Source organism: Methylibium sp. T29 (genome assembly GCF_000576205.1).
GTDB classification, from domain to species: Bacteria; Pseudomonadota; Gammaproteobacteria; order Burkholderiales; family Burkholderiaceae_C; genus Methylibium; species Methylibium petroleiphilum.
The window spans coordinates 1-26,773 of record NZ_AZND01000028.1; the positions used below are offsets into that span (position 1 = coordinate 1).

General features: G+C 68.7%; 24 protein-coding genes and 3 pseudogenes. 17 read left to right on the plus strand and 10 right to left on the minus strand.

Going from position 1 to position 26,773, the window contains the following annotated elements; genetic code table 11:
• The 4 genes and pseudogenes from x551_RS06050 to x551_RS06065 form a co-directional block, all read right to left on the minus strand.
• On the minus strand, positions 1-1,202 hold a 1,202-nt coding region (locus x551_RS06050; RefSeq protein ID WP_036247857.1), incomplete at its 3' end, for a malonate decarboxylase subunit alpha.
• A 48-nt stretch (positions 1,203-1,250) separates the two neighbouring features.
• Positions 1,251-2,623: pseudogene (locus tag x551_RS06055) on the minus strand (SLC13 family permease).
• A 159-nt stretch (positions 2,624-2,782) separates the two neighbouring features.
• The gene (locus x551_RS06060) at positions 2,783-3,724 is read right to left on the minus strand and encodes a LysR family transcriptional regulator (protein WP_036231931.1); all 942 of its coding nucleotides are present in this window, start codon (positions 3,722-3,724) and stop codon (positions 2,783-2,785) included.
• Between the two features lie 78 nt (positions 3,725-3,802).
• Positions 3,803-4,807, minus strand: coding sequence for a tripartite tricarboxylate transporter substrate binding protein (locus tag x551_RS06065; protein WP_036231934.1), 1,005 nt, complete (start codon positions 4,805-4,807; stop codon positions 3,803-3,805).
• Between the two features lie 126 nt (positions 4,808-4,933).
• Between x551_RS06065 and x551_RS06070 the strand changes: the two genes are divergently transcribed.
• The 3 genes from x551_RS06070 (at position 4,934) to x551_RS06080 (ending at position 7,105) form a co-directional block, all read left to right on the plus strand.
• Positions 4,934-5,593, plus strand: coding sequence for a GntR family transcriptional regulator (locus x551_RS06070; RefSeq protein ID WP_036231936.1), 660 nt, complete (start codon positions 4,934-4,936; stop codon positions 5,591-5,593).
• 43 nt (positions 5,594-5,636) lie between these two features.
• On the plus strand, positions 5,637-6,545 hold the full coding sequence (gluQRS, locus tag x551_RS06075; protein WP_036231938.1) for a tRNA glutamyl-Q(34) synthetase GluQRS: 909 nt from the start codon (positions 5,637-5,639) through the stop codon (positions 6,543-6,545).
• 161 nt (positions 6,546-6,706) lie between these two features.
• Positions 6,707-7,105, plus strand: coding sequence for a response regulator (locus x551_RS06080; RefSeq protein ID WP_011830483.1), 399 nt, complete (start codon positions 6,707-6,709; stop codon positions 7,103-7,105).
• Positions 7,106-7,128: 23 nt separating this feature from the next.
• Here the strand turns inward: x551_RS06080 and x551_RS06085 are convergent, their stop codons facing one another.
• Positions 7,129-7,767: a response regulator transcription factor gene (locus x551_RS06085; protein WP_011830484.1), complete on the minus strand. Its 639-nt coding sequence runs from the start codon at positions 7,765-7,767 to the stop codon at positions 7,129-7,131.
• A 105-nt stretch (positions 7,768-7,872) separates the two neighbouring features.
• On the opposite strand from x551_RS06085, the gene x551_RS06090 reads away from it, so the two are divergent.
• From x551_RS06090 to x551_RS06120, 7 genes are all read left to right on the plus strand, one after another.
• Positions 7,873-9,462, plus strand: a complete 1,590-nt coding sequence (locus x551_RS06090; RefSeq protein ID WP_081771234.1) for a CHASE3 domain-containing protein — start codon at positions 7,873-7,875, stop codon at positions 9,460-9,462.
• A complete protein-coding gene (locus x551_RS24130) occupies positions 9,423-9,587 on the plus strand; it encodes a DUF1328 domain-containing protein (protein WP_011830486.1) in 165 nt (54 codons plus the stop codon). The genes x551_RS06090 and x551_RS24130 overlap by 40 nt, the downstream gene beginning before the upstream one ends.
• 74 nt (positions 9,588-9,661) lie before the next feature.
• Complete coding sequence (locus tag x551_RS06100; protein WP_011830487.1) at positions 9,662-10,009, plus strand: hypothetical protein; 348 nt, start codon at positions 9,662-9,664, stop codon at positions 10,007-10,009.
• Between the two features lie 18 nt (positions 10,010-10,027).
• Positions 10,028-10,408, plus strand: a complete 381-nt coding sequence (locus x551_RS06105) for a hypothetical protein (protein WP_011830488.1) — start codon at positions 10,028-10,030, stop codon at positions 10,406-10,408.
• Positions 10,409-11,337: 929 nt separating this feature from the next.
• Positions 11,338-11,673: a hypothetical protein gene (locus tag x551_RS06110; protein ID WP_011830490.1), complete on the plus strand. Its 336-nt coding sequence runs from the start codon at positions 11,338-11,340 to the stop codon at positions 11,671-11,673.
• Between the two features lie 171 nt (positions 11,674-11,844).
• Positions 11,845-12,159, plus strand: coding sequence for a BON domain-containing protein (locus x551_RS06115; protein WP_011830491.1), 315 nt, complete (start codon positions 11,845-11,847; stop codon positions 12,157-12,159).
• Positions 12,160-12,203: 44 nt separating this feature from the next.
• Positions 12,204-12,443 carry a CsbD family protein gene (locus x551_RS06120; RefSeq protein WP_011830492.1) on the plus strand — a complete coding sequence of 80 codons (240 nt, stop codon included), beginning with the start codon at positions 12,204-12,206 and terminating at the stop codon, positions 12,441-12,443.
• 115 nt (positions 12,444-12,558) lie between these two features.
• Here x551_RS06120 and orn read toward each other — a convergent pair whose 3' ends face one another.
• Positions 12,559-13,134, minus strand: a complete 576-nt coding sequence (gene orn, locus x551_RS06125) for an oligoribonuclease (RefSeq protein ID WP_011830493.1) — start codon at positions 13,132-13,134, stop codon at positions 12,559-12,561.
• A gap of 53 nt (positions 13,135-13,187) precedes the next feature.
• Here orn and x551_RS06130 point away from each other — a divergent pair, with 53 nt between their 5' ends.
• From x551_RS06130 to rsgA, 3 genes and pseudogenes are all read left to right on the plus strand, one after another.
• The gene (locus x551_RS06130; RefSeq protein ID WP_036247861.1) at positions 13,188-14,456 is read left to right on the plus strand and encodes a M48 family metallopeptidase; all 1,269 of its coding nucleotides are present in this window, start codon (positions 13,188-13,190) and stop codon (positions 14,454-14,456) included.
• Positions 14,453-14,773: a 4a-hydroxytetrahydrobiopterin dehydratase gene (locus x551_RS06135; protein WP_036231951.1), complete on the plus strand. Its 321-nt coding sequence runs from the start codon at positions 14,453-14,455 to the stop codon at positions 14,771-14,773. The genes x551_RS06130 and x551_RS06135 overlap by 4 nt, the downstream gene beginning before the upstream one ends.
• 16 nt (positions 14,774-14,789) lie before the next feature.
• Positions 14,790-15,703, plus strand: a pseudogene (gene rsgA, locus x551_RS06140) (ribosome small subunit-dependent GTPase A).
• Positions 15,704-15,707: 4 nt separating this feature from the next.
• Here rsgA and x551_RS06145 read toward each other — a convergent pair.
• Positions 15,708-17,348, minus strand: coding sequence for an NAD(P)/FAD-dependent oxidoreductase (locus tag x551_RS06145; protein WP_036231957.1), 1,641 nt, complete (start codon positions 17,346-17,348; stop codon positions 15,708-15,710).
• Between the two features lie 252 nt (positions 17,349-17,600).
• Here x551_RS06145 and x551_RS06150 point away from each other — a divergent pair, with 252 nt between their 5' ends.
• On the plus strand, positions 17,601-20,318 hold the full coding sequence (locus x551_RS06150; RefSeq protein WP_051495689.1) for a LuxR C-terminal-related transcriptional regulator: 2,718 nt from the start codon (positions 17,601-17,603) through the stop codon (positions 20,316-20,318).
• A gap of 7 nt (positions 20,319-20,325) precedes the next feature.
• Here the strand turns inward: x551_RS06150 and x551_RS06155 are convergent, their stop codons facing one another.
• Together x551_RS06155 and x551_RS06160 are read right to left on the minus strand one after the other, a co-directional pair.
• Positions 20,326-20,559 carry a hypothetical protein gene (locus x551_RS06155; RefSeq protein WP_011830499.1) on the minus strand — a complete coding sequence of 78 codons (234 nt, stop codon included), beginning with the start codon at positions 20,557-20,559 and terminating at the stop codon, positions 20,326-20,328.
• Between the two features lie 343 nt (positions 20,560-20,902).
• A pseudogene (locus x551_RS06160) lies at positions 20,903-22,138 on the minus strand (DEAD/DEAH box helicase); the annotation flags it as partial.
• 295 nt (positions 22,139-22,433) lie between these two features.
• On the opposite strand from x551_RS06160, the gene x551_RS06165 reads away from it, so the two are divergent.
• The 3 genes from x551_RS06165 (at position 22,434) to x551_RS06175 (ending at position 26,091) form a co-directional block, all read left to right on the plus strand.
• On the plus strand, positions 22,434-23,417 hold the full coding sequence (locus tag x551_RS06165; RefSeq protein ID WP_011830501.1) for an MBL fold metallo-hydrolase: 984 nt from the start codon (positions 22,434-22,436) through the stop codon (positions 23,415-23,417).
• A gap of 136 nt (positions 23,418-23,553) precedes the next feature.
• Positions 23,554-25,203 carry a PAS domain-containing methyl-accepting chemotaxis protein gene (locus x551_RS06170; RefSeq protein ID WP_036231960.1) on the plus strand — a complete coding sequence of 550 codons (1,650 nt, stop codon included), beginning with the start codon at positions 23,554-23,556 and terminating at the stop codon, positions 25,201-25,203.
• Positions 25,204-25,305: 102 nt separating this feature from the next.
• Complete coding sequence (locus tag x551_RS06175) at positions 25,306-26,091, plus strand: SDR family NAD(P)-dependent oxidoreductase (RefSeq protein ID WP_011830503.1); 786 nt, start codon at positions 25,306-25,308, stop codon at positions 26,089-26,091.
• Here the strand turns inward: x551_RS06175 and x551_RS06180 are convergent.
• Positions 26,082-26,773, minus strand: a 692-nt coding sequence (locus x551_RS06180; RefSeq protein WP_036247867.1) for an MFS transporter, incomplete at its 5' end; no start/stop codon positions are given. The genes x551_RS06175 and x551_RS06180 overlap by 10 nt on opposite strands.

A 26,773-nucleotide genomic window follows, 5' to 3' on the forward strand; every position in this document is an offset into this window, starting at 1 on the left:
TTCAGCCAGGCGGGGCTGGCGTGGCGCCGGCCGCGCGCGTCGGCGCCCATGTTGGGCGCGCCACCGAAGCCGGCGATGCGTCCCAGCGTGGCGGTGGAGCTGTTGCCGTCAAGATCCATCTGCAGGGTCGAGCCGATGAACATGTCGCAGGCGTAGTGCCCGGCCGCCTGGCAGAAGGCCCGGTTGCTGCGCAGGCTGCCGTCCGGCCCGGTGAAGAACACATCGGAGCGGGCGCGGACGTAGTCCTCCATGCCGAGCTCGGAGCCGAAGGAGTGCACCGATTCGACCCACCCGGCCTCGATGGCCGGAATCAGCGCCGGGTGCGGGTTCAAGGCCCAGTGCTTGCCGATCTTTCCTTTCAGCCCCAGCGATTCGCCGTAGGTCGGCAACAGCAGCTCGATCGCCGCCGTGTCGAAGCCGATGCCGTGGTTCAGGCGCTGCACGCCGTACTCGCCGTAGATGCCCTTGATCGCCATCATGGCCATCAGCACCTGGATCTCGCTGATCTGCGCGGGATCGCGGGTGAAGAGCGGTTCGATGAAGTTGGGGTGCGGCGCCTTCACCACGAAGCTGACCCAGTCGGCCGGGACGTCGACGCGCGGCAGCGTGGTGGTCTTGCCATCGACCAGTTCGTTGACCTGCGCGATCACGATGCCGCCGGAAAACGCCGTCGCCTCCACGATGGCCGGCGTGTCTTCGGTATTGGGGCCGGTGTAGAGGTTGCCTTGTGCGTCGGCCGCCTGCGCGGCGACCAGGGCCACCTTGGGCGTGAGGTCGACGAAGTAGCGCGCGAACAGTTCGAGGTAGGTGTGGATCGCGCCGATCTCGATGCGACCGCCCGACACCAGCTGGGCCAGCCGTGCGCCCTGAGGCCCCGAGAAGCTGAAGTCGAGCCGCGATGCGACGCCGTTCTCGAAGATGTCCAGATGCTCCGGCAGGGCCAGCACCGACTGCACCATGTGCAGTCCGTGGACCCGCTTCGGATCGATCTTCACCAGCGCCTTCGCCAGGAAATCGGCCTGCTTCTGGTTGTTGCCCTCGAGGCAGACGCGATCTCCGGAAGCGATCACCGCCTCGAGCAGGGTGGTGATCGCCGCGGCATCGACGCACTTGCCGGTGAGCCGTGCGCCGAGCGCGCTGCTCGCGCGCGCCAGCCGGGCGGCACGCTCGTCGGCCTTGGAGTTCCAGTGTCTGGCTTCCATGGATTTCCGATGGGTTGGATTGAATTCAGACCGCGCTCACCGGCCGCCTCAGAGCACGACGAAGAGCAGCCACACCACCACCGGGGCCACCAGCGTCACGATGGCGCCGTACACCAACAGCTGCCGGAAGAACACGTCGCGGTCGATGCCCTTGGCGTTGGCAAGAACCAGTGCGCCATTCGTGGAGAACGGGCTCACGTCGACGATGGTCGACGACACCGCCATCGCGGCGATGAAGCCGATGGCGCTGACGCCGGCATCGCCCTGCAGGAAGGGCACCGCCAGCGGAATCAGCGACCCGAGCACCGCGGTCGAGGAGGCGAAGGCGGACACCACCGCGCCGACGAAGCACAACAGCAACGCGGCCATCAGCGGCGAGGTAAGCCCCGCGACGCTGTGTCCCACGAAGTCGATCGTGCCCATCTTGTCCATCACACCCACGAAGGTGCTGACGCCCACGATCAGCATGATCTCCGGCCACGACACCTGCCCCAGAGCGCGCTTCTGCAGGTTGGGCGCCATCAGCGTCAGGAGCAGGCCGATGGAGATCGACACGAAGCCGATGTCCTGCTTGAAGAACAGCGTCAGCACGGCCAGTCCGATCAGGCCGGCCACGGTGGCCAGCTGATAGGCGCGTGAACCCGTGTCCGCGGATGCCACCGGTGCGGCATTCATCAGGGAATCGTCGTCCCGAATGGCGGTGCGGTGCTCTTCCGTGAGCGCCTCTGCTTCGGCATCGCCGTATACCTGGGCTCCGCCCTGACCGTGCGCTGTGCGGCGCACGGCAGGGACTTCGCCACTCGCGTCGGCCTTCTGACGCAGCAGCTTCATGCCGCCGAACATGAAGAACAGCAGCAGCGACACCGTCAAGTTGACCCCCAGGCTCGCCAGCATGGTCGTCATCTCGCTGAGCGGCAGGCCCGCCTTGGCGACGATCTTGTTGGTGATGCCGCCGTAGATGCTGATCGGCGAGAAGCCGCCGCCCTGCGCGCCGTGCACGACCATCAAGCCCATCATCAGCGGATTGATGCCGTACTTGGCCGCGAAACCGAGCGCGATCGGCGCGATGATCGCCACGGCCGCGGGACTGACCGCGCCGACGGACGTGAGCAACGCCGCAATGAAGAACATGATCCACGGGATGGCGGCGATGCGCCCGCGTACCGCCCGCACCGCCAGCTTGACGAGCCAGTCGATCGTGCCGTTGTTCTGCGCCAGCGCGAACAGGTAGGTGATGCCGACCAGGGTCAGGAACAGATCGGCGGGGAAGCCCCCAGGATGGCCTTGGCGTTCAGGCCGGCCACCAGCGTGCCGACAAGGAAGGCGCCGACGAAGGCGATCACGCCCATGTTGATCGGCAGCACGGTGGCGAGCACGAACATGCCGATCAACGTGCAGATGGAAATCCAGTGAGCACTCATCGATTTGTCTCCGACGGGGTTTTGGTACGGCACGCGGGCGCCGTTTGTGCGTGGCCAGAAGGTACGCACGCCGTCCGGGACGATCAATGAAGCAGCGAGGTCGACGATTACGCCGGATGAAACGATCGAGGGTTAACCCGCGAACGCTCATGCCCAGCCTCAAAGGGGCTTGGCCCTTGCGAGTCGGCACACCGCCAGCAGCGCCAGCAGATTCGGATCGCGCTCGCGCGTCCGCAGGAAGTGCAGGCCGATGGTCTGGCGCATCAGGTATCTGGGCTGCAAGGGGATGAACTGCACGTCCTGCGGCATCACGCTGCGCACCCGCCCCGGCAGCAGCGTGCAGCCGATGCCACCGCTCACCAGGTTCATCAGCGAGAAGATGTCGCCGGTCTTCATGACGACGTTCGGCGTGAAGCCGGCGATGCGGAACGACTCCAGGAATCCGCCGTAGGTCACGAAGCCTTCGCTCAGGGAGACGAAACGCTCCTCGGCGCAAGCGGACAGGTCGACCTCCTGCAGCGCCGCATAGCGCGAGCGGGCCGGCGCGGCGAAGAAGATGTCGTCCTCGAACAGCGGTTCCGATTCCACGTCGGCGGCGCTCTCGGGCGACCCCATCAGCGCAGCATCGACGCTGCCGTCGCGCAGCTTCTGCAGCAGGTCGGCATTGGAGCCGAGCACCAGTTCGGTCTGCACGTCGGGCTTGCGCAGCTTCATGCCCATGACCAGCGCCGGCACCGTCTGGTGGGTCAGCGAGTAGAGCGATCCGATGCGGATGCGGTCGGCCGAATAGCCCGCCACTTCGCGGGTGGACCGGATGCCCTCCGTCATGCCGCGCAGCACCTCGCGCGCAACCTCCGCCAGTGCCTGCGCAGCGTCGGTGGGGTGCAGGTTCCGGCCCTCGTGGCGGAACAGCGCGCAACGCAGACCGCTTTCCAGCGCATGCAGGGCACGGTGCACGCTGACCGCGCTGGTGTCGAGCTTCTCCGCGGCGCGCGCGAGATTCCCGGTCTCCATGAAGGCCAGCAGGATCTCGAGCCGGCGGAAGGTGATCGCCTCGTCGACACGGACGGCCGCGGTGGCATCGCGGGGAGGGGCAGCCATGGTGTCGCTCGCAGCGGCTCTGTGCCACGGGCTCGTGCGCGTCGGCATCGGTCCGGGCACGGCGGCCCGGACACGGCCTCAGTCGAGCTTCACGTTGGAGGCCTTCACCACGCCGGCCCATCGCTTGGTCTCCGCGCTGACGAAGTCGCCGAAGGCCGTACCGTAGAGAGTGGGCGTGTCGGCGCCGAGCGTCGTCCAGGCGTCCTTGATCTCCTTCGTGCCGTGGGCCTTCTGCAGTTCGGCGGTCATGCGGTCGATCGCCGCCTGCGGCGTGCCCTTGGGCGCCCACAGCCCATACCAGGTGGCCACCTGGTAGGTCGGCACGCCGCTCTCGGCGACCGTCGGGATGTCGGGATAGCCGGCGGCACGCTTCTCGCCGGCCACCGCCAGCGCCCTGAGACGCCCCCCCTTGATGTGCGCCGCCGACGATCCGAGGCCGTCGAACATCACGTCCACCTGACCTGCCATCAGGTCCTGCAGCGCCGGACCGGCGCCACGATAGGGGATGTGCGTGATGAAGGTCTGGGTCTGCAGCTTGAACAGTTCACCGGCCAGATGGTGCGAGGTGCCATTGCCCGCCGAGCCGTAATTCACCTTGCCCGGATTGGCGCGCACATAGGCCAGGAACTCCTTGACGTCCTTCACCTGCAGGCGCTGCGGGTTGACGACGATCACCTGCGGCACGCTCGACAGCAGGGCCACCGGCACGAAGTCGGCGCCGAGGTTGTAGTCGAGCTTGGGGTAGACCGCCGGCGCGATAGCGTGGTGCACCGCGCCCATGAACCAGGTGTAGCCATCGGGCGCGGCCTTGGCCGCCAGCGTGGCGCCCACGTTGCCGCCGGCGCCCCCCTTGTTGTCGATGATCACCTGGTGGCCGAGCTGCTTGGTCAGCTGCGCGAACAGCGGCCGCGCGAAGGCATCGGTGCCGCCACCGGCCGGGAAGGGCACGATGACCGTCACCGGCTTGGCCGGCCAGGCCTGCGCGAGCGCCGGCTGCAGGCTGCCCGCCAGCACAGCGGCAAGCAGCACGGCAACCCTGGGCAGCAAGCGTGACAGGGCGAGGAAAAGGGTCTTCTGAAGCATGGCGTGTCTCCTGGTGAATCGCCTTATGTATGTCTATATCATTTTATGTATACATTAAACCCATCATCACATCTGTCGTCAACCCTGGTGGATGCCCTGAGGGGTGGTGGCATGCAAAATGGGGTCATGAAGATATCGGGACAGCTACGCGATCTGATCGAGGAGCAGATCGCCACCGGTGAATTGGCGCCCGGCAGCACGCTGGACGAGGCCACGCTGGTGGAACGCCACGGCGTCTCGCGCACCCCCGTGCGCGAGGCGCTGATCCAGCTGTCCGCCGAAGGCCTGATCGAGCTGCGGCCACGGCGCGGCGCGGTGGTGGCCGCCATCGGCCCCGCCCGGCTGATCGAGATGTTCGAGGTGATGAGCGAGCTGGAGGCGATGTGCGGTCGCCTGGCCGCGAGGCGCATGACCGACAAGGAGCGCGCGGAACTCGTGCGCGCCCACCAGGCCTGCGAGCAGGCGCGCTCCGACAGCGACCCCGAGGCCTACTACCTGTGCAACGAGCGCTTTCACTTCGCGCTGTACGAAGGCAGCCACAACGGCTTCCTGAACGAGCAGGCGCAGTCGCTGAACCGCCGGTTGCGGCCCTACCGCCGCCTGCAACTGCGGGTGCGCAACCGCATGAACACCTCGTTCGCCGAGCACGATGCCATCGTCCGTGCGGTGCTGGCGGGCGACGCCGAGGCGGCGGCCAACACCTTGCGCGCGCATGTGGTGGTGCAGGGCGAACGCTTCGGCGACCTGCTGGCCTCGCTCGCCGAACTCGCGCCCGCCGCATCCTGAGCCTGGCGCGATACCCCGGCATCGCGCAGGACCGGACCGCGCCGTGAACCCGCGCCCACCTCCTCTCTACGTCGGCCGGTTCGCGCCCTCTCCCACCGGCCCGCTGCATGCCGGCTCGCTGGTCGCGGCGCTGGCGAGCTGGCTGGACGCGCGCGCCCACGGCGGGCGGTGGCTGGTGCGCATCGAGGACGTGGATACGCCGCGCTGCGTGCCCGGCGCCGAGGCCGAGATCCTGAGCCAGCTCGATCAGCTGGGCCTGCGCCCGGATGCGCCGCCACTGCGCCAGAGCGAGCGCGGCGCGCTCTACCAGGCGGCGCTCGATCGCCTGCAGCAGGACGGTATGGCGTATCCGTGCGCCTGCACGCGGCAACAGATCGTCGCAGCGAACTCGGCCCGCGGCCTGCTGCCCTCACGCCACGCCGAACTCGTCTACCCGGGCACCTGCCGGCCCGAGAACGGTGGGCTGCACGACCGCAGAGCCCGGTCCTGGCGGCTGCACTTGCCCGCGGCGGCGCTCGTGGACTGGAACGATCGGCGACTGGGTGCGCAGCGGCAGGCCGTCGATCGGGCCGTCGGCGATTTCGTGCTGCGGCGCGCCGACGGTCTGTGGGCCTACCAGCTTGCGGTGGTGGTGGACGACGCGGCGCAGGGCGTGACCCACGTGGTGCGCGGCGAGGACCTCGCCGACAACACCGCCCGCCAGATCCTGCTGCAGCGTGCGCTGGGCCTGCCGACACCGCGCTACCTGCACACGCCGCTGGTGCGCGCGGCTGACGGCGAGAAGCTCAGCAAACAGCATGGGGCGCCCGCACTTCATCTGTCCGACCCGGCGGCCACGCTGGCGACGGCCGGGGCCGTTCTGGGCCTGACCGTGCCGCGAGACCGCTCGGTGCGCGCATGGCTGGATCGCGCCATCCTGGCCTGGCGCGCGGCTCACGCAGCGCCAGACTGAAGTTGGGGACCGAAGGCCGGGCAGCGTCCGCCGTGTAGGAACAGGACTACACGCTCAACCGCCCCGCACTGACGCGGCGCACCCATCGTCTCCGATAACATCAAAAGACACATGGTGGCGGCAGCGATCCTGCGGCCCCATTCACCCCTGCCCTGCATTTCATGCCATCGCGTCGCGTTTTCATCGTCGAAGACAGCCCGGTCATCCGGGCCAATCTCATTGATACCCTCGAAGAATTGACGCCGGTGTCCGTGGTCGGTTGGTCCGACGGCGAAGCGGGCGCACTCGCATGGCTGGCCGAACACCCCGACGGCTGGGATCTGCTGATCGTCGACCTGTTTCTCAAGCAGGGTTCGGGGCTCGGCGTGCTGCAAGCGTGCAAGCATCGCCCTCCGGAGCGCAAGCTGGTGGTCTTCAGCAACTACGCGACGATCGACCTGCGCATGAAATGCATGGAACTGCGCGCCGACGCGGTGTTCGACAAGTCCAACGAGATCGACGGCCTGATCGACTTCTGCGGCCATCTGCCCGATGGCGCGCAGGCCGCATCCGTGGCGTGAAACGCCGGGCGCCGCCGCGCCCGCTATTGGATCAGGCCGTTCTTCAGCGCGTAGTAGGTGAGGTCGCTGTTGGACGCGAGCTTCATCTTCTCCATGACCCGCGTGCGGTAGGTGCTGACCGTCTTCACGCTCAACGAGAGACTCTCGCCAATGGCCCCGATGGTCTCGCCCTGTGCCAGGCGCAGGAACACCTGCAACTCGCGCTCGGACAGCTGCTCATGAGGCAATCCTTCGGCCTTGCCGCCACCCAGCTGATCGGCCAGCAGCTCCGCCACGGCCGGCGTGATGTAGCGCCGCCCGCGCGACAGCGTGCGCACCGCGGTGAGGATCTCCTGAGGATCGCACTCCTTGTTCAGGTAACCGCTGGCGCCCTGTTTGAGCAAGGCGGTGGCGTAGTGCGTCTCGGGATAGGAGCTGAGGATCAGCACCGGCAGCTCGGGCGCGCGTGCGCGGATGCCCGACAGCACGTCGACGCCGTTCTGGTCGGGCATCGACACGTCGAGGATCAGCACATCGATGCCGCCGGCGCGCACCAGGTCCATCGCCTCGCGGCCGTTGGAGGCTTCGGCGACGACCTGCAGATCCATCTGCTCGGCGAGATACTGGCGCAAACCGGCACGCACGATGGCGTGGTCATCGACGATCGCAACTTTGATGGACATGGACTTCGCTGATCAGGGCCGCGGTGCGAACGATTCTAGGTCGCCCGTGGTGACCCGTGCATCCTGCACACCCTCACCCGTCGGCGATCACGCCGAGCCTCACGCATGACACGCACTCGCCTGTGGCGCAAGTCCGCCCTCAGTTTTCCGCTCGCACTGCTGGTGGCACTGGCACTGCTGCTGATCAGTGAGACCTCCTACCACAGCTCGCTGGCAGCCATCCAGGAGACCAACGCCGCCGTCGATGCACGCATCCACGTCGGCCGCGTGCTGCGCTACATGGTCGATGCCGAGACCGGCCAGCGCGGCTACCTGCTGACCGGCAAGGAAGCCTACCTCACGCCCTACCGCAACGCGGTAACCCAAATCAAGGAGCTGCTGCCGTCCCTGTCGAGGTACTACGCGACCCACCCTGCGCAGCTGACCGACTTCGAGACGCTGGCGCGAGCCATCGAGAAGAAGCTGTCGGAGATGTCCGAAACGATCCAGCTGCACCGGGAGGGCCGCGAGGACGCCTGGCGCAGCCTGCTGCAACTCGACGTCGGGCTGGAGATGCAGCAGACGATACGTGTCGTGGTCGATCGCCTGATCGGCGTGGAGATGCAGCGCCTGGCGGATCACCAGTCGCAGGTGAAGCAGACGCTGTTGATCAGCCGGCTCGGCGTGGCGGCCATGACGGTGCTCAGCGTGCTGGCGTTCTATTTCTACCTGAAGCAGACGCGCGAGCTGGGACTGGAACGCGAACGCCGGCGCGCGGCGCTGCAGGCCGAACGCGACCTGCTCGAGTCGCAGGTGAACCAGCGCACGCACGAACTCACCGTGCTTGCGCGCCACCTGCAGACCGCGCAGGAAAGCGAACGCAGCCACCTGGCACGCGAACTGCACGATGAACTCGGTGCCCTGCTGACCTCGGCCAAGCTCGATGTCGCACGGCTGCGCACCCACCTGCCGACCGTGACTCCCGAGGCCGCGAAGCGGCTGGCGCATCTCAACGAGGCGCTCAACAGCGGGATCGCGCTCAAGCGCCGCATCATCGAGGACCTGCGGCCCTCGGCGCTGGGCCACCTGGGCCTGACCGTGTCGCTCGACATCCTGACCCGCGAGTTCGGCGAGCGCTCCGGCATGGCCGTGCACACCGACTTCGCGCCGGTGAAGCTCGGTGACAGCGGCGACCTCACGATCTACCGCTTCGTGCAGGAGGCGCTGACCAACATCGCCAAGTACGCGAAGGCCACGCAGGTCGAGGTGCGGCTGAGCGCGATCGGCGAGGAGGGCGTCGAGATCTCGGTGAGCGACGACGGCAGCGGCTTCGATCCCGAGCGTGTGCGCAGCGGCGCTCACGGTCTGGCCGGCATGCGCTTCCGCGTGGAGGCCGAGGGCGGAGAGATGAAGGTCGAGTCTCGGCCCGGCGAGGGCTCGCGCCTGAGCGCGCGACTGCCGAAGCGCCCTCCCCATCGGACGAAGGCGACGAGCTCGCCACCTGAGCGGGCACGTGAGCGCCGTCCTACAGCGATGTGCTGTGGCGGACGACAGCACCCGGCGGTGGCGTCTCATAGGTCGATCGGGGCCCCCTTCTACATTGAGGCTTCGGTTCGGTGCGATTCCCGCGCCGGCCTCCCGGCCCACCGGGAACCGTCTCAACAGAGGAGCCCTCCATGCTGCACTACGCCGTCGTCTTCTTCATCATCGCGCTGATCGCGGCCGTCTTCGGTTTCGGCGGCATTGCTGCCAGCGCGGCCGGCATCGCCAAGATCCTGTTCTTCGTGTTCGTGGTCCTCGCCGTCGCCAGTTTCCTGTTCGGCCTGATCCGCAAGGGCTGAGGTCCGCCGCACGAGCACCGTCGTTCGCGCCGCAGAGGCGCATACTCTTCTCCACAACCTCGCAAGGAGTTGCCATGTCCACACCCCGCACCGCATCGATCCAACCCCAGGTCCAGCAGGCCGCCGACGCCGCCAACCGCCTGGCCGACAGCGCCGAGCAGACCGTGAACGGCGTGCGCGAGCGCGTGATCCCGGCGGCGGTTCGCCTGGCGAACCAGGCCGAGGATCTGGCGCACCGCGGCTACGACGCGGTGCGTGACCGCACCGTGCAACTGCGCGAACGCGCGCTCGACGCCAGCGACCGTGGCGTCCGCTACGTGCAGGAGGAGCCCGTCAAGGCGGTCCTGATCGCCGCAGCCGCCGGCGCCGCATTGATGGCAGTCGCGCAGTTCCTGTCGCACCGCCGCAGCGACCGCCGCTGATCCGAGACTCTGGCCACCATGCTGCCGCTGCTCCGCGTACTGGCGAGCGAGCCTGACGCCCTCGTCGAGCACGCGGCGGCGTACGCGGATCTGGCGAGCGACGAGCTGCAGGAGCTGCAGGCCCATTGGGTGCGGCGGCTGCTGTGGCTCGCCGTCGCCGCGGTGGCTGGCCTCGCGGCACTGCTCCTCGGCGGCGTGGCGCTGATGTTGTGGGCCGCGCTGCCGGCGATCGACGCCGGCCGCGTCTGGCTGCTGTGGGTGGTGCCGCTGGTACCCGGCCTCGTGGCGGTGTTCGGCGTGTTCACCGCACGCCGCATCGACGCGCGACCCGCTTTCGGCAACCTGCGCGCGCAACTGCGCGAAGACATGGCGATGGTGCGTGAAGGTCTCGCGCCATGAAGCCGGACGCCGCGCCCATCCCCCCGAAGCCCTGACACCCATCGAGCGCCTGGAGCGCTCGCGCGCACGGTTGCGCAAGACCTGGGTCGGCAACCGCCGTGCGCCGCGGCGCGACCCACCTCGGTCCGCCTCGGAAACGAGGCCGAACGGCGCGGATGGTGGCGACGACAGCACGCTCGACGTGCTGGTCTCGATGCTGACGCGCTGGTGGGAGCGCCATCCGCTGCACCAGGTGTTCGACGTCGCCGCCGAGGTCGCGGCACCAGCAGCACGCAGCATCGTCGGTCCGCTGGCCGAACGTCATCCGCTGCGCCTGGTGGCGCTGGCCGCCGGGGCCGGTGCGCTGCTGATGGTCGTGCGGCCGTGGCGCTGGCTTCCCCAGGCCGCGCTGTCGTCGGTTCTGCTTTCGGCACTGTGGCCCCGCGGCGGCCCGTCGCGCTGGCTAAGCGCCGGGGGCCTTGCAACTCTGCTGGCGAACGGTGACCTGAGCCGGCTGCTGGCGAGCCTGGCGGGACAAGCCCCGGACGGTCCGATCTCCGATCGCGACGGACCGGAAGCTCCGGAGCAGGCGACGGCGGCGGCGCCCCCGCAGCCACGGCCACGGCTACAGCGGCCGCCAACGATCCCGACCCCGCACTCAGCGGCGACGCCGCAGACCCCCCTCCCCCGGCCGCCGCCGCAGCGCGCTGAAGCCGCGCGTGCCGAGGCACGCGTTCGTCGGACCGCCCCCTTCCTGTCTGACCCGCCTCGCGGACCGGACGCTCTCCGGCTCGGGTCGGCGTTCTCGCCTGCGGGCACGCACGACACCAAGGGTGCAACGCACGCACGCCGGGATGGCGCCGCGTCCTACAGGTCGTCGCGCCGGCTGCTGATACCTCGCGAACGCGCCGGTTTCTACAGTGTGGTCAACGGTGCAGGACGGTACCGATGTGCTCGACACCGATGCCGTTCACACCCCAACGATCGCCGACCCCACCATGAAATGCCGAGCCCTCCTCCTCACCGCGACGAGCCTGCTGATCGCCAGCACGGCTTCGGCGCAGGCCGGGTTCCCGGATCCGGCCGCTACCTCGATCGGCACCTGGTACGCCGTGCTGATCGCCGTGTTCGCCGTGCTGGTCGGCGTGGGCCTGGTCAGCAGCCAGCGCGACCAGCAGGACCACAACAAGCGCTCGGAATCGCAGCGTCGTTCCGACTCCGAGCACCCGCACAGCGGCAGCGCGGATGCCCGCACCCTGCGCCGCAGCAAGAACGAGGATCAGTGACACCGACCCCACCAAGGAGCTTTCGATGAACGATCCGAGCCTTCGCCATCTTTGACGCCAAGACATCCTGCGTGACGAGGAAGAGCACGCGGACGAGATGAAGGACCCGCCGGAAGGCGGCGTGCCGCTCGCGACAACCACTTCCACCCCGAGACCTCAGGAGAAACCACCATGAACTTCCGTACCCTGCTCATCGCGGCCGCCACGGCCACCACCCTCGTCGTCACCAGCGGCTGCGCGGTGCAGCGCGGCCAGTCGACCGTCGGTCAGTACATCGACGACGCCACCATCACAACCTCGGTGAAGGCCAAGCTCGTCGAGGACAAGACCGTCGACGCCAGCGCGATCAGCGTGGAAACGCTGAATGGCACCGTGCAGCTGTCGGGCTTCGCCAAGACCCCGACGGAGAAGGCGCAGGCCGAAGTGCTGGCGCGCCGCGCCAATGGCGTGAAAGACGTGAAGAACTCCATCGTCGTGAAGGGCTGACCCGCCCTTCATCTTTCTGCAACCCACCTGAAGGAGATCCACACATGAACTGGGACCGCATCGAAGGCAACTGGAAGCAGCTCAAGGGCAAGGCCAAGGAGCAATGGGGCAAGCTGACCGACGACGACTTCGACGTCATCGCCGGCCGGCGCGACCAGCTCGCCGGCAAGATCCAGGAGCGCTACGGCGTGGCCAAGGACGAAGCCGAGAAACAGGTGTCGTCATGGGAGCGCAGCGCCAAGGACGACTGGTTCACCGACGGCGGCAACTCGCCTCGCCACTGACCCGTCGATCCCGGGGCGCCACCGCCCCTCCCCGCGTTCCAGGACCGACATCCCCGAGCGCAGCGGCCCGGCCTCCCAGAGGCCGGGCCTTTGTCGTTCCGGGCCGCGCCCCGCGTCAGAGGGCGAGGAAATGCTCGCGGTAATAGGCCAGTTCGTCGATCGATTCGTGGATGTCCGCCAGTGCGGTGTGCGCCTGGGCCTTCTTGAAGCCGTCCAGGATGGCCGGCTTCCAGCGCCGCGCCAGCTCCTTGAGCGTGCTGACGTCGAGGTTGCGGTAGTGGAAGAAGGTCTCGAGCGCGGGCATGTCCTTCGCGAGGAAGCGGCGGTCCTGGCAGATCGAGTTGCCACTCATCGGCGACTTGCCGGCCGGCACGTACGCCTTCAGGAACTCGATCACCTGCCGCTCGGCAGCGGCCTCGTCCACGGTCGAGGCCTTCACGCGGTCGATCAGGCCGCTGCGGCCGTGCGTGCCCTTGTTCCACGCGTCCATCGCGTCGAGAACGGCATCGCTCTGGTGCACCGCGAACACCGGACCCTCGATGCGCACCGTCAGACCCGGGTCGGTGACGACGACCGCGATCTCGATGATGCGGTCGTTGAGCGGATCGAGCCCGGTCATCTCGAGGTCGATCCAGATCAGGTTCTGCTCGCTCTTGGCAAGCGGGGAGGAAGCGATGGCGGTTTCGGTCATGAGGGGATCCTTGCTAGCCGTTAATTGTCGGTCAACACGTACACTGATCCACCATGACGACAAGCATCCTGACCGTGCTTTTCGCGGCTTTCCTGGTCGGCTCCCTGCTGCTGCGGGTCTGGCTCGCCAGCCGCCAGATCCGCCACGTTGCCACCCACCGCCACAGCGTGCCGGCGGCCTTCGAAGCCACCGTGAGCCTGCAAGCCCACCAGCGCGCGGCCGATTACACGCTCGCCAAGCTGCGCCTGGGCCTGCTGACCACCGCCTTCGGCGCCGCGGTGCTGCTGGGCTGGACGCTGCTGGGCGGACTCGATGCGCTGAACGGCTGGCTGCTCGCCGAGGCCCGGCCCGCGCTCGGCGATCTGGGCTACCAGCTCGCACTGCTGGCGGCGTTCGCGCTGATCACCGGACTGATCGACCTGCCCTTCGAAGCCTGGACCACCTTCCGTCTGGAACAACGCCACGGCTTCAACCACACGACGCCCGGGCTGTGGCTGGCCGACCAGGCCAAGGGCGTGCTGGTGGGCGCGCTGCTCGGGCTGCCGATCGCCGCGCTGATCCTCTGGCTCATGGGCACAGCCGGCGCGACCTGGTGGCTGTGGGCCTGGGCCGTGTGGGTGGGCTTCAACCTGCTGGTGCTGGTGCTCTATCCGACCGTCATCGCGCCGATCTTCAACAAGTTCCAACCGCTCGAGGACGGTGCGCTGAAAGCGCGCGTCGAGGGGCTGATGGCGCGCTGCGGGTTCGCAGCCAAGGGGCTGTTCGTGATGGACGGCAGCCGCCGCTCGGCCCACGCCAACGCCTACTTCACCGGCTTCGGGGCCGCCAAGCGCGTGGTGTTCTTCGACACGCTGCTGTCCAAGCTGTCGCCGCCCGAGGTGGAGGCGGTGCTGGCGCACGAGCTGGGCCATTTCAAGCACCGCCACGTCACGAAGCGCATCGTCGCGATGTTCGCGCTCAGTCTCGCCGGCTTCGCGCTGCTCGGCTGGCTGTCGCAGCAGGTCTGGTTCTATGCCGGGCTGGGCGTGCGGCCCAGCCTCGATGCACCGAACGACGCGCTCGCGCTGCTGCTGTTCCTGCTGGTCGGCCCGGTGTTCAGCTTCTTCGTCACACCACTGTTCGCCGGCCTCTCGCGCCGTCACGAGTTCGAGGCAGATGCCTACGCCTGCGCACAGACCAGCGCCCGCGATCTCGGCGGCGCGCTGCTCAAGCTCTACGAGGACAACGCCTCGACCCTGACGCCGGACCGGCTCTACGTGCGCTTCTACTACTCGCACCCGCCCGCTTCGGAGCGGTTGGCCGCGATGGGAGCCCTGGCATGACGAAACTGTCCGAACAGCATTGCCTGCCGCAGGCCGACGGCGCCATGACGCCCTACGAGATCGGCAAGCACCTGCAGACGGTGGTCGGCTGGTCACTCGTCGAAGGTTCGATCGAGAAGACCTACAGCTTCGCGAACTACCACGAGACCATCGGCTTCGTGAACGCGGTGGCCTGGATCGCCAACCGCGAGGACCACCACCCCGATCTCGCCGTCAGCTACGACCGCTGCGCGGTGCGCTTCAACACCCACTCGGTGGGCGGCATCTCGCTGAACGACTTCATCTGCGCGGCGAAGCTCGACGCCCTGCTCACATGAAGCGCAAGGGGCGCGCTTGACCCGTCCGGTCGAGCTCGACCTGGGTCTCGTGGTGGCCGGGCACGGCCGCCACTACATCGTCGAGACGCCCGAGGGCCGCCGCCTGATCTGCCATCCGCGCGGCAAGAAGAGCGCGCTGGTCGTCGGTGACCGCGTGCGCTGGCTGCCGGTCGGCGGCGACCAGGACGAGGGCGTGATCGAGCACCTGGAGCCGCGCCGCAACCTGCTGTTCCGCCAGGACGAGTGGAAGACCAAGTCCTTCGCGGCCAACCTCGACCAGCTGCTGATCTGGCTTGCGGTCGACCCGCAATTCAGCGAGTCCCAGCTCACGCGCGCGCTGATCGCCGCCGAGTCGGCCGGCATCGACGCGACCATCGTGCTCAACAAGACCGACCTGCCGGACGCCGAAGCCCAGCGCGCCCGCCTCGCACCCTACCGGGCGATGGGCTATGCGGTGATCGAGCTGTCGCTGAAGCACGCGTTCGACGCCGCGTCCGGTACGCTGAACGAACGGCTCGCCGGGCGAACGACGCTGGTGCTCGGCCCGTCGGGCACCGGCAAGAGCACGCTGATCAATGCGCTGCTGCCGGGCGCCCGGGCCCAGGTCGGCGAGATCTCGCAGGCGCTCAACTCCGGACGGCACACCACGACCACCACCCAGTGGTACTGGCTGGACCGCGCGACGAACAGCGCGCTGATCGATTCGCCCGGCTTCCAGGAGTTCGGCCTGCAGCAGATCGAGGCCGAGCAGCTGCCAGCTACATGCCCGACCTGCGCGCCCATGCCGGCGGCTGCAGGTTCTACAACTGCACCCACCGCCACGAGCCGGGCTGCGCGGTGATCGCCGCGGTCGAGCGCGGCGAGATCAGCGCCAGCCGCTGGCGCATCTACGGCGACCTGCTGGACGAGCGGGCGCGCACGCGCTGGTGACCCTTCAGACCATCGAGAAGCCCTCGTAGCCCTTCGCGACGATGTCCTCGCAGGTGGCCTTGTAGGCCGGGAAGCCCCCCAGATACAGCAGGATCTGCCGCGGCTTGCCCGGCACGTTGGCGCCCATGTACCAGGAGTCGGCTTGCGTGAAGAGCGTCTGGTTGCCGACATCGGTGACGTGCTGGCACCAGAAGTCCTCGATCGCCTGCGTCGGCTCGATGGCGACACGGCCGGCCTTGCGCACGTCCTCGATGGCCCGCACGATCCATTCGACGTGGTATTCGTTGCCGAGGATCATGTTGAACAGCACCGACGGGCTGCCCGGGCCGGTGGTGACGAACATGTTCGGGAACCGGGCACTCATGATGCCCAGCGCCGTGCGCGGCCCGCCCTTCCACTTGTCGCCCAGCACCTCGCCGCCGCGCCCGCGGATGTCCATGTTGCACAGCGTGCCCGTCAGCGCGTCGAAGCCGGTGGCCGTGATCAGCGCATCGAGTTCGTGGAATCGACCGTCCTGCGTGGTGACGCCACTGGCGGAGAACTTCTGGAACGGTGTGGCGCGAAGGTCGACCAGCGTCACGTTGTCGCGGTTGTAGGTCTCGTAGTAGTCGGTGTCGGCGCACAGGCGCTTGGTGCCGAACGGGTAGCCCTTGGGCACCAGCATCTCGGCCACCTTCGGGTCCTTGACCTTCTGGCGGATCTTGCGGCGTGCGAACTCGGCGAGCGTCTCGTTGGCCCGCGGATCGACCAGCAGGTCGACATACGAGGTGTAGAAGCTCAGGCCGCCCATCGCCCAGCGGGCCTCGTATTCGCGTTCGCGCTCCTCGGGTGTGGCGTCGAGCGCGCGGTTCGGGTTGACCGGGAAGCGCGAGATACCGAGGACGGAGTTCCATTCGCGCTGGCGCAGGTCGGCGTACTCGGCCTTCTGAACGCGACGCTGCTCGTCGTCGAGCGGATGGTTCCAGGCCGGGATGCTGAAGTTCGGTGTGCGCTGGAACACCGTCAGGTGCTTGGCCTGCTTCGCGATGTGCGGGATGGCCTGGATGCCCGACGAGCCGGTGCCGATGATGCCGACGCGCCGACCGCTGAAGTCGACGCCGCCGCGCGGCCACGCCGCGGTGTGATAGCACTGCCCGGCGAAGTCGTCGATGCCCTCGACGTCGACCTGCTTGGGCGTCGACAGGCAGCCGGTCGCCATGATGCAGAACTGGGCCGAGACCGTCTCGCCGCGGTTGGTCGTCACCGTCCAGCGGCTGGCCTTCTCGTCGAAGTGCGCCGACGTGACCCGCGTCTCGAGCTGGATGTCTCGCCGCAGGTCGAAGCGGTCGGCCACGTGGTTGATGTACTTCAGGATGTCGGCCTGGTCGGCATAGCGCGCCGGCCAGTCCCACTCCTGCTGCAGCTGCTCGTCGAAGGAATAGGAGTACTCGATGCTCTCGATGTCGCAGCGCGCGCCGGGATAGCGGTTCCAGTACCAGGTGCCGCCGATGCCGTCGCCGGCTTCATAGACCCGCACCGAGTAGCCCTTCTTGCGCAGCAGGTGCAGTGCATAGAGGCCGGCGAAGCCGGCACCGACCACCACGACATCGAGTGTGGTCGGCGCGCCGCGACCCGCCGAACCCGAGGAGGAGCTTGCCTTGTCCATTGCTGTTGTCCCTTTCCTTGACGGTCACTCGACGGCGCACACGGCGCGTCGATCCTGAACGGATCATCGCGACGCGTGCCGCCGGCCGCCCCCACCCGCAGGCTAGTTTTTGGCCGATGCACGGGCTAGTGGTTTCCCGTAGGCCTCGGCAGAACGGCGGGCCGAAGGGGTTTGCACCGCAGCAAACCTCAGGCTGCGTAGGCAGAATCTCGGCGCCGACATCGACCCCGTCTCTCCTCCGGTTTCCCGCCCTTGAAGATCGCCGTACCGGCCGGCTTCGTGCCGCTGCCGCTGAACCACAAGATCCTGCCTCCGCGCGCGCACCGCCATGCGGTGGAGCGCAGCGCGCTGCTCGCACGGCTGTTCCGCGATGTCGCCGAGCGCGTGGTGGTGTTCCAGGGCCCCGCGGGGCACGGCAAGACCAGCCTGATGCTGCAGGCGCAGGCCGCCAGCGCGAGCGGCGGCGCCCTCACCGGCTGGCTCTCGCTCGACGAGAGCGACAACGACATCCGCCGGCTGCTGGGGCATTTGCAGGCGCTGCTGACCGTGCTGGGCTCGCAGTCGCCCACTCCGCCGAACGAGGACTACGCCGGAAGCGCCGGCACCATCACCCCGCGGTCCGACTGGCTGATCGGCCGGCTGCTCGAACTCGGCCGGCCGGTGGCCCTGTTCCTGGACGACCTGCACGCGATCACCGACCCCGGTGCGCTGCGGCTGCTGCGCGAACTGATCACGAACGCGCCCGACCGCATCCGCTGGTTCCTGGCGAGCCGCGTCGTGCCCGAAGTGGGCCTGCCGCGGCTGGTGGTGGGCGACGAGGCGCTGGTGGTCAGCGCCGAGGACCTGCGCTTCTCGCGCGCGGAGATGCGCCACGTGTTCGACGCCGACCGCGGTCTGAGCGTCAGCGACACCGAGCTCGACGCCATCTTCCGCGGCACCGAAGGCTGGCCCGCTGCGGTGCAGCTGTACCGGCTCGCGCTGGGCTCGGCCTCGGTGCGTCACTCGCTGGCCAGCGGGTGCGGCGGCGCACCGCGCGAGGTGGCCGACTACCTCGCCGAGAACGTGCTCGGCCAGCAGCCGCCGCCGGTGCAGGACTTTCTGCTGCAGACGTCGGTGCTGTCGCGCATGTCGGCCGCGCTGTGCGACGACGTGCTCGGCCGCAGCGACGGGCAGGAGATGCTCGCCTCGCTCGAACGCGACGGGCTGTTCGTGCGGCGGCTGGAATCAGGCGAAGGCTGGTTCACCTACCACGCGATCTTCGCGAACTTCCTCCAGGAGCAACTGGCGCGCACGCAACCCGAGCGCCGGGTCGCGGTGCACCGCCGTGCCGCGGCCTGGTTCGAGTCGCAGGGCCAGCTGGAAGAAGCGCTGCACCACCACCTGAGCGCCGGTGACGATGACCGCGCCTGCGAGGTCTTCGACCACTGGTCCGACGCGCTGGTGCCGGACGGTCACTTCGCCACCGTCGACCGTTGGTCACACCGCCTGCCGGCCGATGCCGCCACGCGGCGCCCGGGCATCGCGGTCAAGCTGTCTTGGGCCTTCACGTTCCTGATCCGGCACGAGCAGCTGGCGCCGCTGCTGCCGGTGTTGCGTGCCAACCTGGCACGACGGCTGATCGAAGGCGACCCGCGGCTGGCGCTGTCGATGGCCGCCGTCCTGCAGGACGATCCGGCCCGCGCGCTGGAGTACGTGGCGCATACCGAGCACCGCGAGCCGACGTCCAACCGCTTCCGCAATTTCGAGCTCGCCGCCGGCCACAACGTGCGCGGCTTCGTCGGCATGATGCGCGGCGAGTTCGGCCCGGCGCTGCACAGCCTGGCGCAGGGCCGCTCGCTCAGCGAGCGCTCGAATGCGACCTTCACGCTGGCCTACTCGCTGGTGCACTCGGGCCTCACGCTGGTGGCGCAGGGGCAGCTGCCCGAAGCCGTGGAGCACCTGCGCGGCGCGATCTCCGACCGGCGCATGGTGCTGGAGGAATCGGTCTCGAAGGCCTGCCTGGCCTGTGCGCTGGTGATGGCGCTCTACGAAGCCGACCAGACCGGCGACGCGCTGGCGCTGTTCGAGCAGTTCCACGACATGATCGTCGAGGCCTCGCTGCATGACTACCTCGTGGTCTGCTATCGGGCGGTCGCCCGCATCCGCGACCAGCGCGGGGAGCTCGCGCTCGCGCTGGAGACTCTGGAAGAGGCCGAACGGCTGAGCTACAACGGCCGCTGGCCGCGCGCCGTGCAATTGATACAGGGCGAGCGGGTGCGCCGCGAACTCGTCGCGGGCCGCGTCGATCGGGCGCAGACGCTCGCCGCCCGCCTGCAACCCGAGAGCCGCAGCGACACCGACGACTGGGTGCGGTTCTCGGAGGAGACCGACGGCCCGCGCATCGGCCGCATCCGGCTCGATCTGCATGCGGGCCGCGCGGCCCAGGCGCTCGACGAGATCGGCGCCTGCCTAGCGGCCGCACAGCGCCAGGGGCGCGTGCACCGACAGATCCGGCTGCAGACGCTGGCGGCGCTGGCGCACCACAGTCTGGGTCAGACGCGGCCGGCGCACCGCTGCCTGCAGTTGGCGCTGGAACTCGCGGCGCCCGGCCGTTACGTGCGCATGTTCCTCGACGAAGGCCCGGCACTGGCGGCACTGCTGCGCGCCCATGCCAACCTGCCGGCCGCAGCCCCCGAGAACGGCGCCGAGGCCCGCGCCCTCCTGGGACGGCTGATCGAGGCCAGCGGCACCGCGCCAGCCCCTGCGGACACCCCCTGGCGCGCCGCGGCGCTGGAACCCCTCACCAAGCGCGAGCACAAGGTGCTCGCGATGCTGGTCGACTACCAGTCGAACGAGGAGATCGCCAGCGCGCTGTGCGTGAGCCGCGACACCGTGAAATTCCACGTCCGCAACATCTACTCGAAGCTGGGTGTGAAAACGCGGCTCGAGGCCATCCGCGTCGTGAAGACATCGGACACCACGGGCCGCTAGCGCCGCTTCACTTGGCCGGGCCGGGATTGGCCTTCAGCCAGACTTCCATCTCCTCGGGCGACACATAGCCGTCCTTGTTCGTGTCGATCTGGGTCCAGTCGCGCCCACCGGTTGGCTGGGCCGCGGACTTGGCCTGGGTCGCTTTGGTTTCCGGTTTGGCGGCCGGCGCGTTCTGCGCCAGCGCGACGGAAGTGCCCAGCATCGGGCCGATGGCGATGATCAGGGTGCGCAGCAGGCTCATGCAGGTCTCCTCTTGAAGGGTTGCAAGAAGCTGTCCGATCGATCGGACAGCGGTTCGGCAGCAAGGCGCCGGACCTCAGCCTGACAAAAAACTGACAGCATGGAAATGGGAAAAATTCCTGTCCTCCCGTGCCGAGCGCACCTGCAGAAAGAAAAAAGGCTGCCTCTCGGCAGCCCTCATTCCGCAAAGCGCCTTGCGGCACTCAGCGACCGTCGCGTGATCCGAAGCGCGAAGCGCCCTCACGGCGCCCGCCGCCGAAACCGCCGCCCGACGGGCGGCCACCACGGCCCTGACCGTGACGCTGGCCCGGCAGCGGCTTGGCCGGACGCGGACGCTGCGGCGTGGGCTCCAGACCGACGATCACGCTGGCCTCGATCGGCTGGCGGGTGAAGGCCTCGATCGCACGGATCTTGCCGCGCTCGCGGTGCTCGGCGATGGTGATTGCGGTACCGCTGCGGCCGGCCCGGCCGGTGCGGCCGATGCGGTGCACGTAGTCTTCAGCCTTCATCGGCAGGCCGAAGTTGATGACGTGGCTGATGCTCGGCACGTCGAGGCCGCGCGCCGCCACGTCGGTGGCGACGAGCACGCGCACATGGCCGTCACGCACGTTCTGCAGACGACGGTTGCGCACCGCCTGCGGCATCGCGCCGTGCAGCGCGACGGCCGAGTGGCCTTGCTGCTGCAGCGCCTCGGCGATGGCTTCGGTGTCGACCTGGGTGCTGGCGAACACCACGGCCTGGTCCACCTCGGCATCGCGCAGCCAGTGCTCCAGCAGCGCCTGCTTGTGGCCCATGTTGTCGGCCCAGTGCAGGGTCTGGGTGATGTCGCTGTGCACGTCGTGTGCGGTCGCCAGTTCCAGGCGGCCGGGCGAGCGCATCAGCTTGCTGGCCAGCGCCATGATCCGCGGCGCGAAGGTGGCCGAGAACATCATGGTCTGGTCGCGCTGGGCGGTGGCGTCGGCGATCGCCGCCAGGTCCTCGGCAAAGCCGAGGTCCAGCATGCGGTCGGCCTCGTCGACCACCAGCACCTGCGTCGCGTCGAGGCGGATCTGACCACGGCTGTGCAGGTCGAGCAGGCGGCCGGGAGTGGCCACGACGAGTTGGGCGCCGCGCAGGTCGAACAGTTGCTTGCCGAACGGCATGCCACCCACCACGGTGGCGATGCGCAGGCCGCGCGCGGCGTCGCGCAGCGGGTGCTGCTTGGCTTCGGCGCGCAGCGCTTCGCCCACGCCGCGCATCAGGTCGATCGCGTCGGCGGACACCTGCTGGGCAAGTTCGCGGGTCGGGCACAGCACCACGGCGCGCGGCGTCGCGACGCGGGTCTGTTCGGCGGCACCGGCATTCAGCAGGCGGTGCAGCACCGGCAGCAGGAAGGCCGCGGTCTTGCCGCTGCCGGTCTGGCTGCTCACCATCCAGTCGCCGCCCTTCAGGGCAGCGGGGATGGCTTGTTCCTGCACGCTGGTGGGCGCAGTGAAGCCGAGCTGGGTCACGGCATGCAGCAGCGGAGCGGCAAGACCAAGGGATTCAAAATTCGAAGCAGTCACGAAGCATCCCCGCCGGGTTGCCGGCGGGTCCGTCATCGCCGCATGCAGAGATGCGGCAGGTTGGTCCAAAACACATCGACCAACAGACGGACTGCACTGGGTGCAATGGCCCCGATGGGAAACGGGTGGGGCCGGACTGGTGACGATGCACTGACCCTCGGGGCCCGCGGCGCGGGTGAGGGAGGCTGCTTTTTGCAGCGCAGCAAGCATTGTCGCACATCCCGCCTGCCCGTGCCGAATTCGGGCGCGCATGTCCCCGGGTGGACAGGCCGCCGGCGGGCAATTCCTACAATCGAATCGCCTCCTCCCACCACTCCCCGCCTGTCCTGCGATGACGACCTTCCCGTTCCTCGAAGCGCTTGGCCACGGCATCACCGCGATCGACACCGGCTTCATGCGGCCTCGCTTCGATGCGGCCTATCTCGTCGTCGAAGGCGGCCATGCCGCCTACGTCGACAGCGGCATCAACGACGCGCTGCCGCGCCTGCTGGCCGCGCTCGACGTGCAGGGCCTGGACCGCGGCGCGGTCGATTACGTGATCGTCACCCATGTGCACCTCGATCATGCCGGCGCCGCCGGCCTGCTGATGCAGCAGTTGCCGAACGCCCGGCTGGTGGTGCATCCGCGCGGCGCGCCGCACATGATCGACCCGAGCGCACTGGTCGCGGGTGCCAGCGCGGTGTATGGAGCCGAGGAAGTGGCCCGTACCTACGGCACGGTGCAGCCGGTGCCGGCCGAGCGCGTGCTCGCCAGCCACGACGGCATGGTGCTCGACCTGGCGGGCCGGCCGCTGCTGCTGATCGAGACGCCCGGCCATGCGCGACACCACCATTGCATCTGGGACGAGCGCAGCCGCGGCTGGTTCACCGGCGACACCTTCGGCCTGTCGTATCCGGAGTTCCGGACCCCAGGCGGTCGTTACGTCCTGCCGACGACGACGCCGGTGCAGTTCGAACCCGGGCCCTTGAAGACCTCGATCGCGCGCATGCTCGAGAAGCGCCCGGACTGCATGTACCTCACCCACTACAGCCGCATCGACGAGGTCGATTCTTTCGCCGAGCAGCTGTTCGAGCAGATCGATGCAATGGTCGCACTGGCGCGACCACTTGCGACGGCCGGCGATCGCGATCAGCAACTGCGCCACGGACTGGCACAGCTCTATCGCCGGAGACTCCGGGCGGCTGGCAGCGTGCTTTCCGATGCGCAGATCGACGAGTTGCTGACGGTGGATGTCGAGCTCAACGCGCAAGGCCTCGGCGTGTGGCTCGATCGCGAAGCGCGCAACGCACAGGCGCCCGCCCCCGGCGCACGCTGAACGCCGGCGGCAGCCCCCACCGTGACGGACCTCACGGAGGCCATGGCGGCAACGCTCCGATATTGCGCTGCATCAAATGGCGGAGGCGACGCACTGCCGATGATCCGGCGCACACATCGATGCGCCAAAGGATCCCATGCGCCTGAACACCCCCGTGACAGCCAGCGAGTACCCCTTCCCCGCCGGCGAAACCCTGGTCTCGACGACCGACCTGAAGGGGCGCATCACCTACTGCAACCCGGCCTTCATCACGGTCAGCGGCTACGCACGGGAAGAACTGCTGGGCCAGCCGCACAACATGATCCGCCACCCCGACATGCCCGAGGAGGCCTTCCGCGACATGTGGGCCACCATCGCCTCCGGCCAACCGTGGTCGGCGCCGGTCAAGAACCGTCGCAAGGACGGTAGCTGCTACTGGGTGATCGCGAACGTCACGCCGCTCATGAGCGGCGACCAGCCGACCGGCTACATGTCGGTGCGGACGGCCCCGGATCGCGCCGATGTCGAGCGTGCCGAGGAACTCTATGCAGTGATGCGTACCGAGAAGGCCGCCGGACAACTGGTCCACCGTTTCGACGCCGGCCGCCTGCGGGTCGACACCTGGCTGGGCCGCCTCTCGAATGTGCTGCGCCTGCCGGTTCAGGTGAAGCTCGGTGTCGTCGCCGCGCTGCTGGGATCGGCCGGCTTCGTGACGGGTGCGGCCGTCACCGGCGGTAGCCTGCTGCAGTGGCCTGCGCTGGGCCCGGCGCTGACGGCCATCGCCACGCTGCTGCTCTGCTCGGTGGCCGCCGCCGCCTACTTGAACCGGATGACGATCGCTCCGCTCGCGCAGCTGGTGCAGTTCGCCAATCGCATGGCCGCCGGCGACCTGACGCAGAAGATCGATATCGACCGCCACGACCTCGTCGGCCAGCTCACGAAAGGACTGAACCAGTTGAACGTGAACCTGCAGTCCATCGTGCGCGACGCGCGCAACGAGATCGAGCAGATGCGCGTCGTCACCGGCGAGATCGCCTCGGGCAACCAGGATCTCTCGGGACGGACCGAGTCGCAGGCGAGCAGCCTGCAGGAGACCGCCGCCTCGATGGAACAGATCACCGGCACCGTGCGCCAGAGCGCCGATTCCGCCGAGCAGGCCACGCGCCTGGCCACCCAGGCCACGGCGGTGACCCAGCGCAGCAGCGACGCGGTGCAGGACGTCACCCGCACGATGGGCGAGATCAGCGCATCGTCGCAGCGCATCGGCGAGATCATCCAGGTGATCGACGGGATCGCATTCCAGACCAACATCCTCGCGCTCAACGCCGCGGTCGAGGCCGCCCGGGCCGGTGAACAGGGACGCGGCTTCTCGGTCGTGGCCTCCGAGGTGCGGGCGCTCGCGCAGCGCACTTCGTCGGCGGCGAAGGAGGTCAAGCAACTGATCGAGGACTCGGCCGCCAAGGTCGACACCGGCAGCCGCCTCACCGACGCGGCCCGGTCGACGATGGACGACGCCTTGCGCACGGTGCAGCAGGTCGGCCAACTGATCAGCGAGATCAGCCACGGCGCGCGCGAGCAGCTGACCGGCATCTCGCAGATCAACGAAGCGGTCACGCAGCTCGACACGATCACGCAGCAGAACGCCGCGCTGGTCGAGCAGATGGCGGCATCGGCGGTGTCGCTGTCGCAGCAGTCGGGCACGCTGGCGGAAACGGTGAAGGTGTTCCGCCTCGATGGCAGCGCATCGGCCACGCCCGACGCGGTGGCGTTGCGCCGCTCGATGAAGCAAGTCACCCACGCTGCCTGATCCGCGCACAGTCGTTGCGCTGTGCCGCAGCGCCGGCCGGCACTAAACTGCCTTCGCGGAGAGCCCGCCCTTTGCGCGGGCTCTCGGCATTCGGGAGCCGGAATGAACACCGTGAACTTCGCGCTTTCGGGCCGTGTGACCGTGGTCACCGGCGCCGCTCAAGGCATCGGCGCGGCCTGTGCGGAGCGCTTCGCGCGCGAGGGCGCACCGGTCGCGCTATGGGACGTGGACGACGAGCGCGGCCAGACGATGGCCGCGCGCCTGGCCGCCGCCGGCGTGCAGGCGATCTACCGGCACTGCGACGTGTCGCGCGCCGATCAGGTACAGGCCGCGCACGCCGCCACGCTGGCGGCCTTCGGCCGGATCGACGTGCTGGTCAACAACGCCGGCATCTTCAGGGCGGCCGACTTCCTCGACGTCACCGAGGCCGACTGGGACGCGGTGATCGGCGTCAACCTCAAGGGCGCGTTCCTCGTCGGCCAGGCCTGCGCCCGCACGATGGCGTCCCAGGGTCGCGGCGTCATCGTCAACATGAGCTCGGTCAACGGCCTGATGGCCATCCCCACGATCGCCAGCTACAACGCCAGCAAGGGCGGCATCAACCAGCTCACCCGCGCGATGGCCCTGGCGCTGGCCGACCACGGCGTGCGCGTGAATGCGGTGGCACCCGGCACGATCGCCACCGAGCTGGCCACGCAGGCCGTGCTGACCAGCGACGAGGCCCGCCAGCGCATCCTCGGTCGCACGCCCTTGAAGCGGCTGGGCGAGCCGGCCGAGATCGCCGACGTGGTGGCCTTCCTGGCCAGCGACGCGGCCAGCTACCTGACCGGCCAGATCGTCTACGCCGATGGCGGCCGGCTTGCGCTGAACTACACGGTTCAGGCCTGAGCCGCGGCGGCGGCGCGGGTCGCCGGACCGGGCTCGCGAATCGGCAGGTGCACCAGCGCTGCTCCGACCGCCAGCAGGATGTCGACGATCCAGATGGCATCGTAGGCACCGGTCCACTCGAAGGCCTTGCCGCCGAAATAGGCCCCGAGGAAGCCGCCGAGCTGGTGCGCCAGCATGACGATGCCGAACAGCGTGGCCATGTGAGCCGGCCCGAAGAACTTCGCCACCAGGCCCGCGGTGGGCGGCACGGTGGCCAGGAAGGTGAGGCCGATCGCGGCCGAGAACACCAGCATCACCGCCTCGGTCTTCGGTGCGATCAGGAACAGCAGCACGATCACCGCGCGGGACGCATAGAGCATGGCCAGCATCGATTTCATGCGCCAGCGCCCGCCACCGTGGCTCAGTGCCCAGCCCATCGCGACGCTGCCGACGATGTTGAACAGACCCACCACCGCCAGCGCCCACGCCCCGATCGACGGCGGCAGCTGGCAGGCGGCCACCACGCCTGGCAGGTGGGTCGCGATGAAGGCGACGTGGAAACCGCAGATGAAGAAGCCCGCGCTCAGCAGCCGGTAGCTCGGGTCGGCCAGCGCGCGCCTGACGGCCACTCGGGTGCCTTCGACCGGCACGCTGCCGGCCGCGGCGAGCTGACGGGCATTGCCGCGCAGCACCCAGCCGCCGG

What these genes read in the sequence shown, in the direction of transcription:
- x551_RS06060 (WP_036231931.1), bottom strand. Translation starts at nt 3,724, where the DNA reads ATGGCTGCCCCTCCCCGCGATGCCACCGCGGCCGTCCGTGTCGACGAG.
- x551_RS06065 (WP_036231934.1), bottom strand. Translation starts at nt 4,807, where the DNA reads ATGCTTCAGAAGACCCTTTTCCTCGCCCTGTCACGCTTGCTGCCCAGG.
- x551_RS06070 (WP_036231936.1), top strand. Translation starts at nt 4,934, where the DNA reads ATGAAGATATCGGGACAGCTACGCGATCTGATCGAGGAGCAGATCGCC.
- x551_RS06080 (WP_011830483.1), top strand. Translation starts at nt 6,707, where the DNA reads ATGCCATCGCGTCGCGTTTTCATCGTCGAAGACAGCCCGGTCATCCGG.
- x551_RS06085 (WP_011830484.1), bottom strand. Translation starts at nt 7,767, where the DNA reads ATGTCCATCAAAGTTGCGATCGTCGATGACCACGCCATCGTGCGTGCC.
- x551_RS06090 (WP_081771234.1), top strand. Translation starts at nt 7,873, where the DNA reads ATGACACGCACTCGCCTGTGGCGCAAGTCCGCCCTCAGTTTTCCGCTC.
- x551_RS24130 (WP_011830486.1), top strand. Translation starts at nt 9,423, where the DNA reads ATGCTGCACTACGCCGTCGTCTTCTTCATCATCGCGCTGATCGCGGCC.
- x551_RS06100 (WP_011830487.1), top strand. Translation starts at nt 9,662, where the DNA reads ATGTCCACACCCCGCACCGCATCGATCCAACCCCAGGTCCAGCAGGCC.
- x551_RS06105 (WP_011830488.1), top strand. Translation starts at nt 10,028, where the DNA reads ATGCTGCCGCTGCTCCGCGTACTGGCGAGCGAGCCTGACGCCCTCGTC.
- x551_RS06115 (WP_011830491.1), top strand. Translation starts at nt 11,845, where the DNA reads ATGAACTTCCGTACCCTGCTCATCGCGGCCGCCACGGCCACCACCCTC.
- x551_RS06120 (WP_011830492.1), top strand. Translation starts at nt 12,204, where the DNA reads ATGAACTGGGACCGCATCGAAGGCAACTGGAAGCAGCTCAAGGGCAAG.
- orn (WP_011830493.1), bottom strand. Translation starts at nt 13,134, where the DNA reads ATGACCGAAACCGCCATCGCTTCCTCCCCGCTTGCCAAGAGCGAGCAG.
- x551_RS06130 (WP_036247861.1), top strand. Translation starts at nt 13,188, where the DNA reads ATGACGACAAGCATCCTGACCGTGCTTTTCGCGGCTTTCCTGGTCGGC.
- x551_RS06135 (WP_036231951.1), top strand. Translation starts at nt 14,453, where the DNA reads ATGACGAAACTGTCCGAACAGCATTGCCTGCCGCAGGCCGACGGCGCC.
- x551_RS06145 (WP_036231957.1), bottom strand. Translation starts at nt 17,348, where the DNA reads ATGGACAAGGCAAGCTCCTCCTCGGGTTCGGCGGGTCGCGGCGCGCCG.
- x551_RS06155 (WP_011830499.1), bottom strand. Translation starts at nt 20,559, where the DNA reads ATGAGCCTGCTGCGCACCCTGATCATCGCCATCGGCCCGATGCTGGGC.
- x551_RS06165 (WP_011830501.1), top strand. Translation starts at nt 22,434, where the DNA reads ATGACGACCTTCCCGTTCCTCGAAGCGCTTGGCCACGGCATCACCGCG.
- x551_RS06170 (WP_036231960.1), top strand. Translation starts at nt 23,554, where the DNA reads ATGCGCCTGAACACCCCCGTGACAGCCAGCGAGTACCCCTTCCCCGCC.
- x551_RS06175 (WP_011830503.1), top strand. Translation starts at nt 25,306, where the DNA reads ATGAACACCGTGAACTTCGCGCTTTCGGGCCGTGTGACCGTGGTCACC.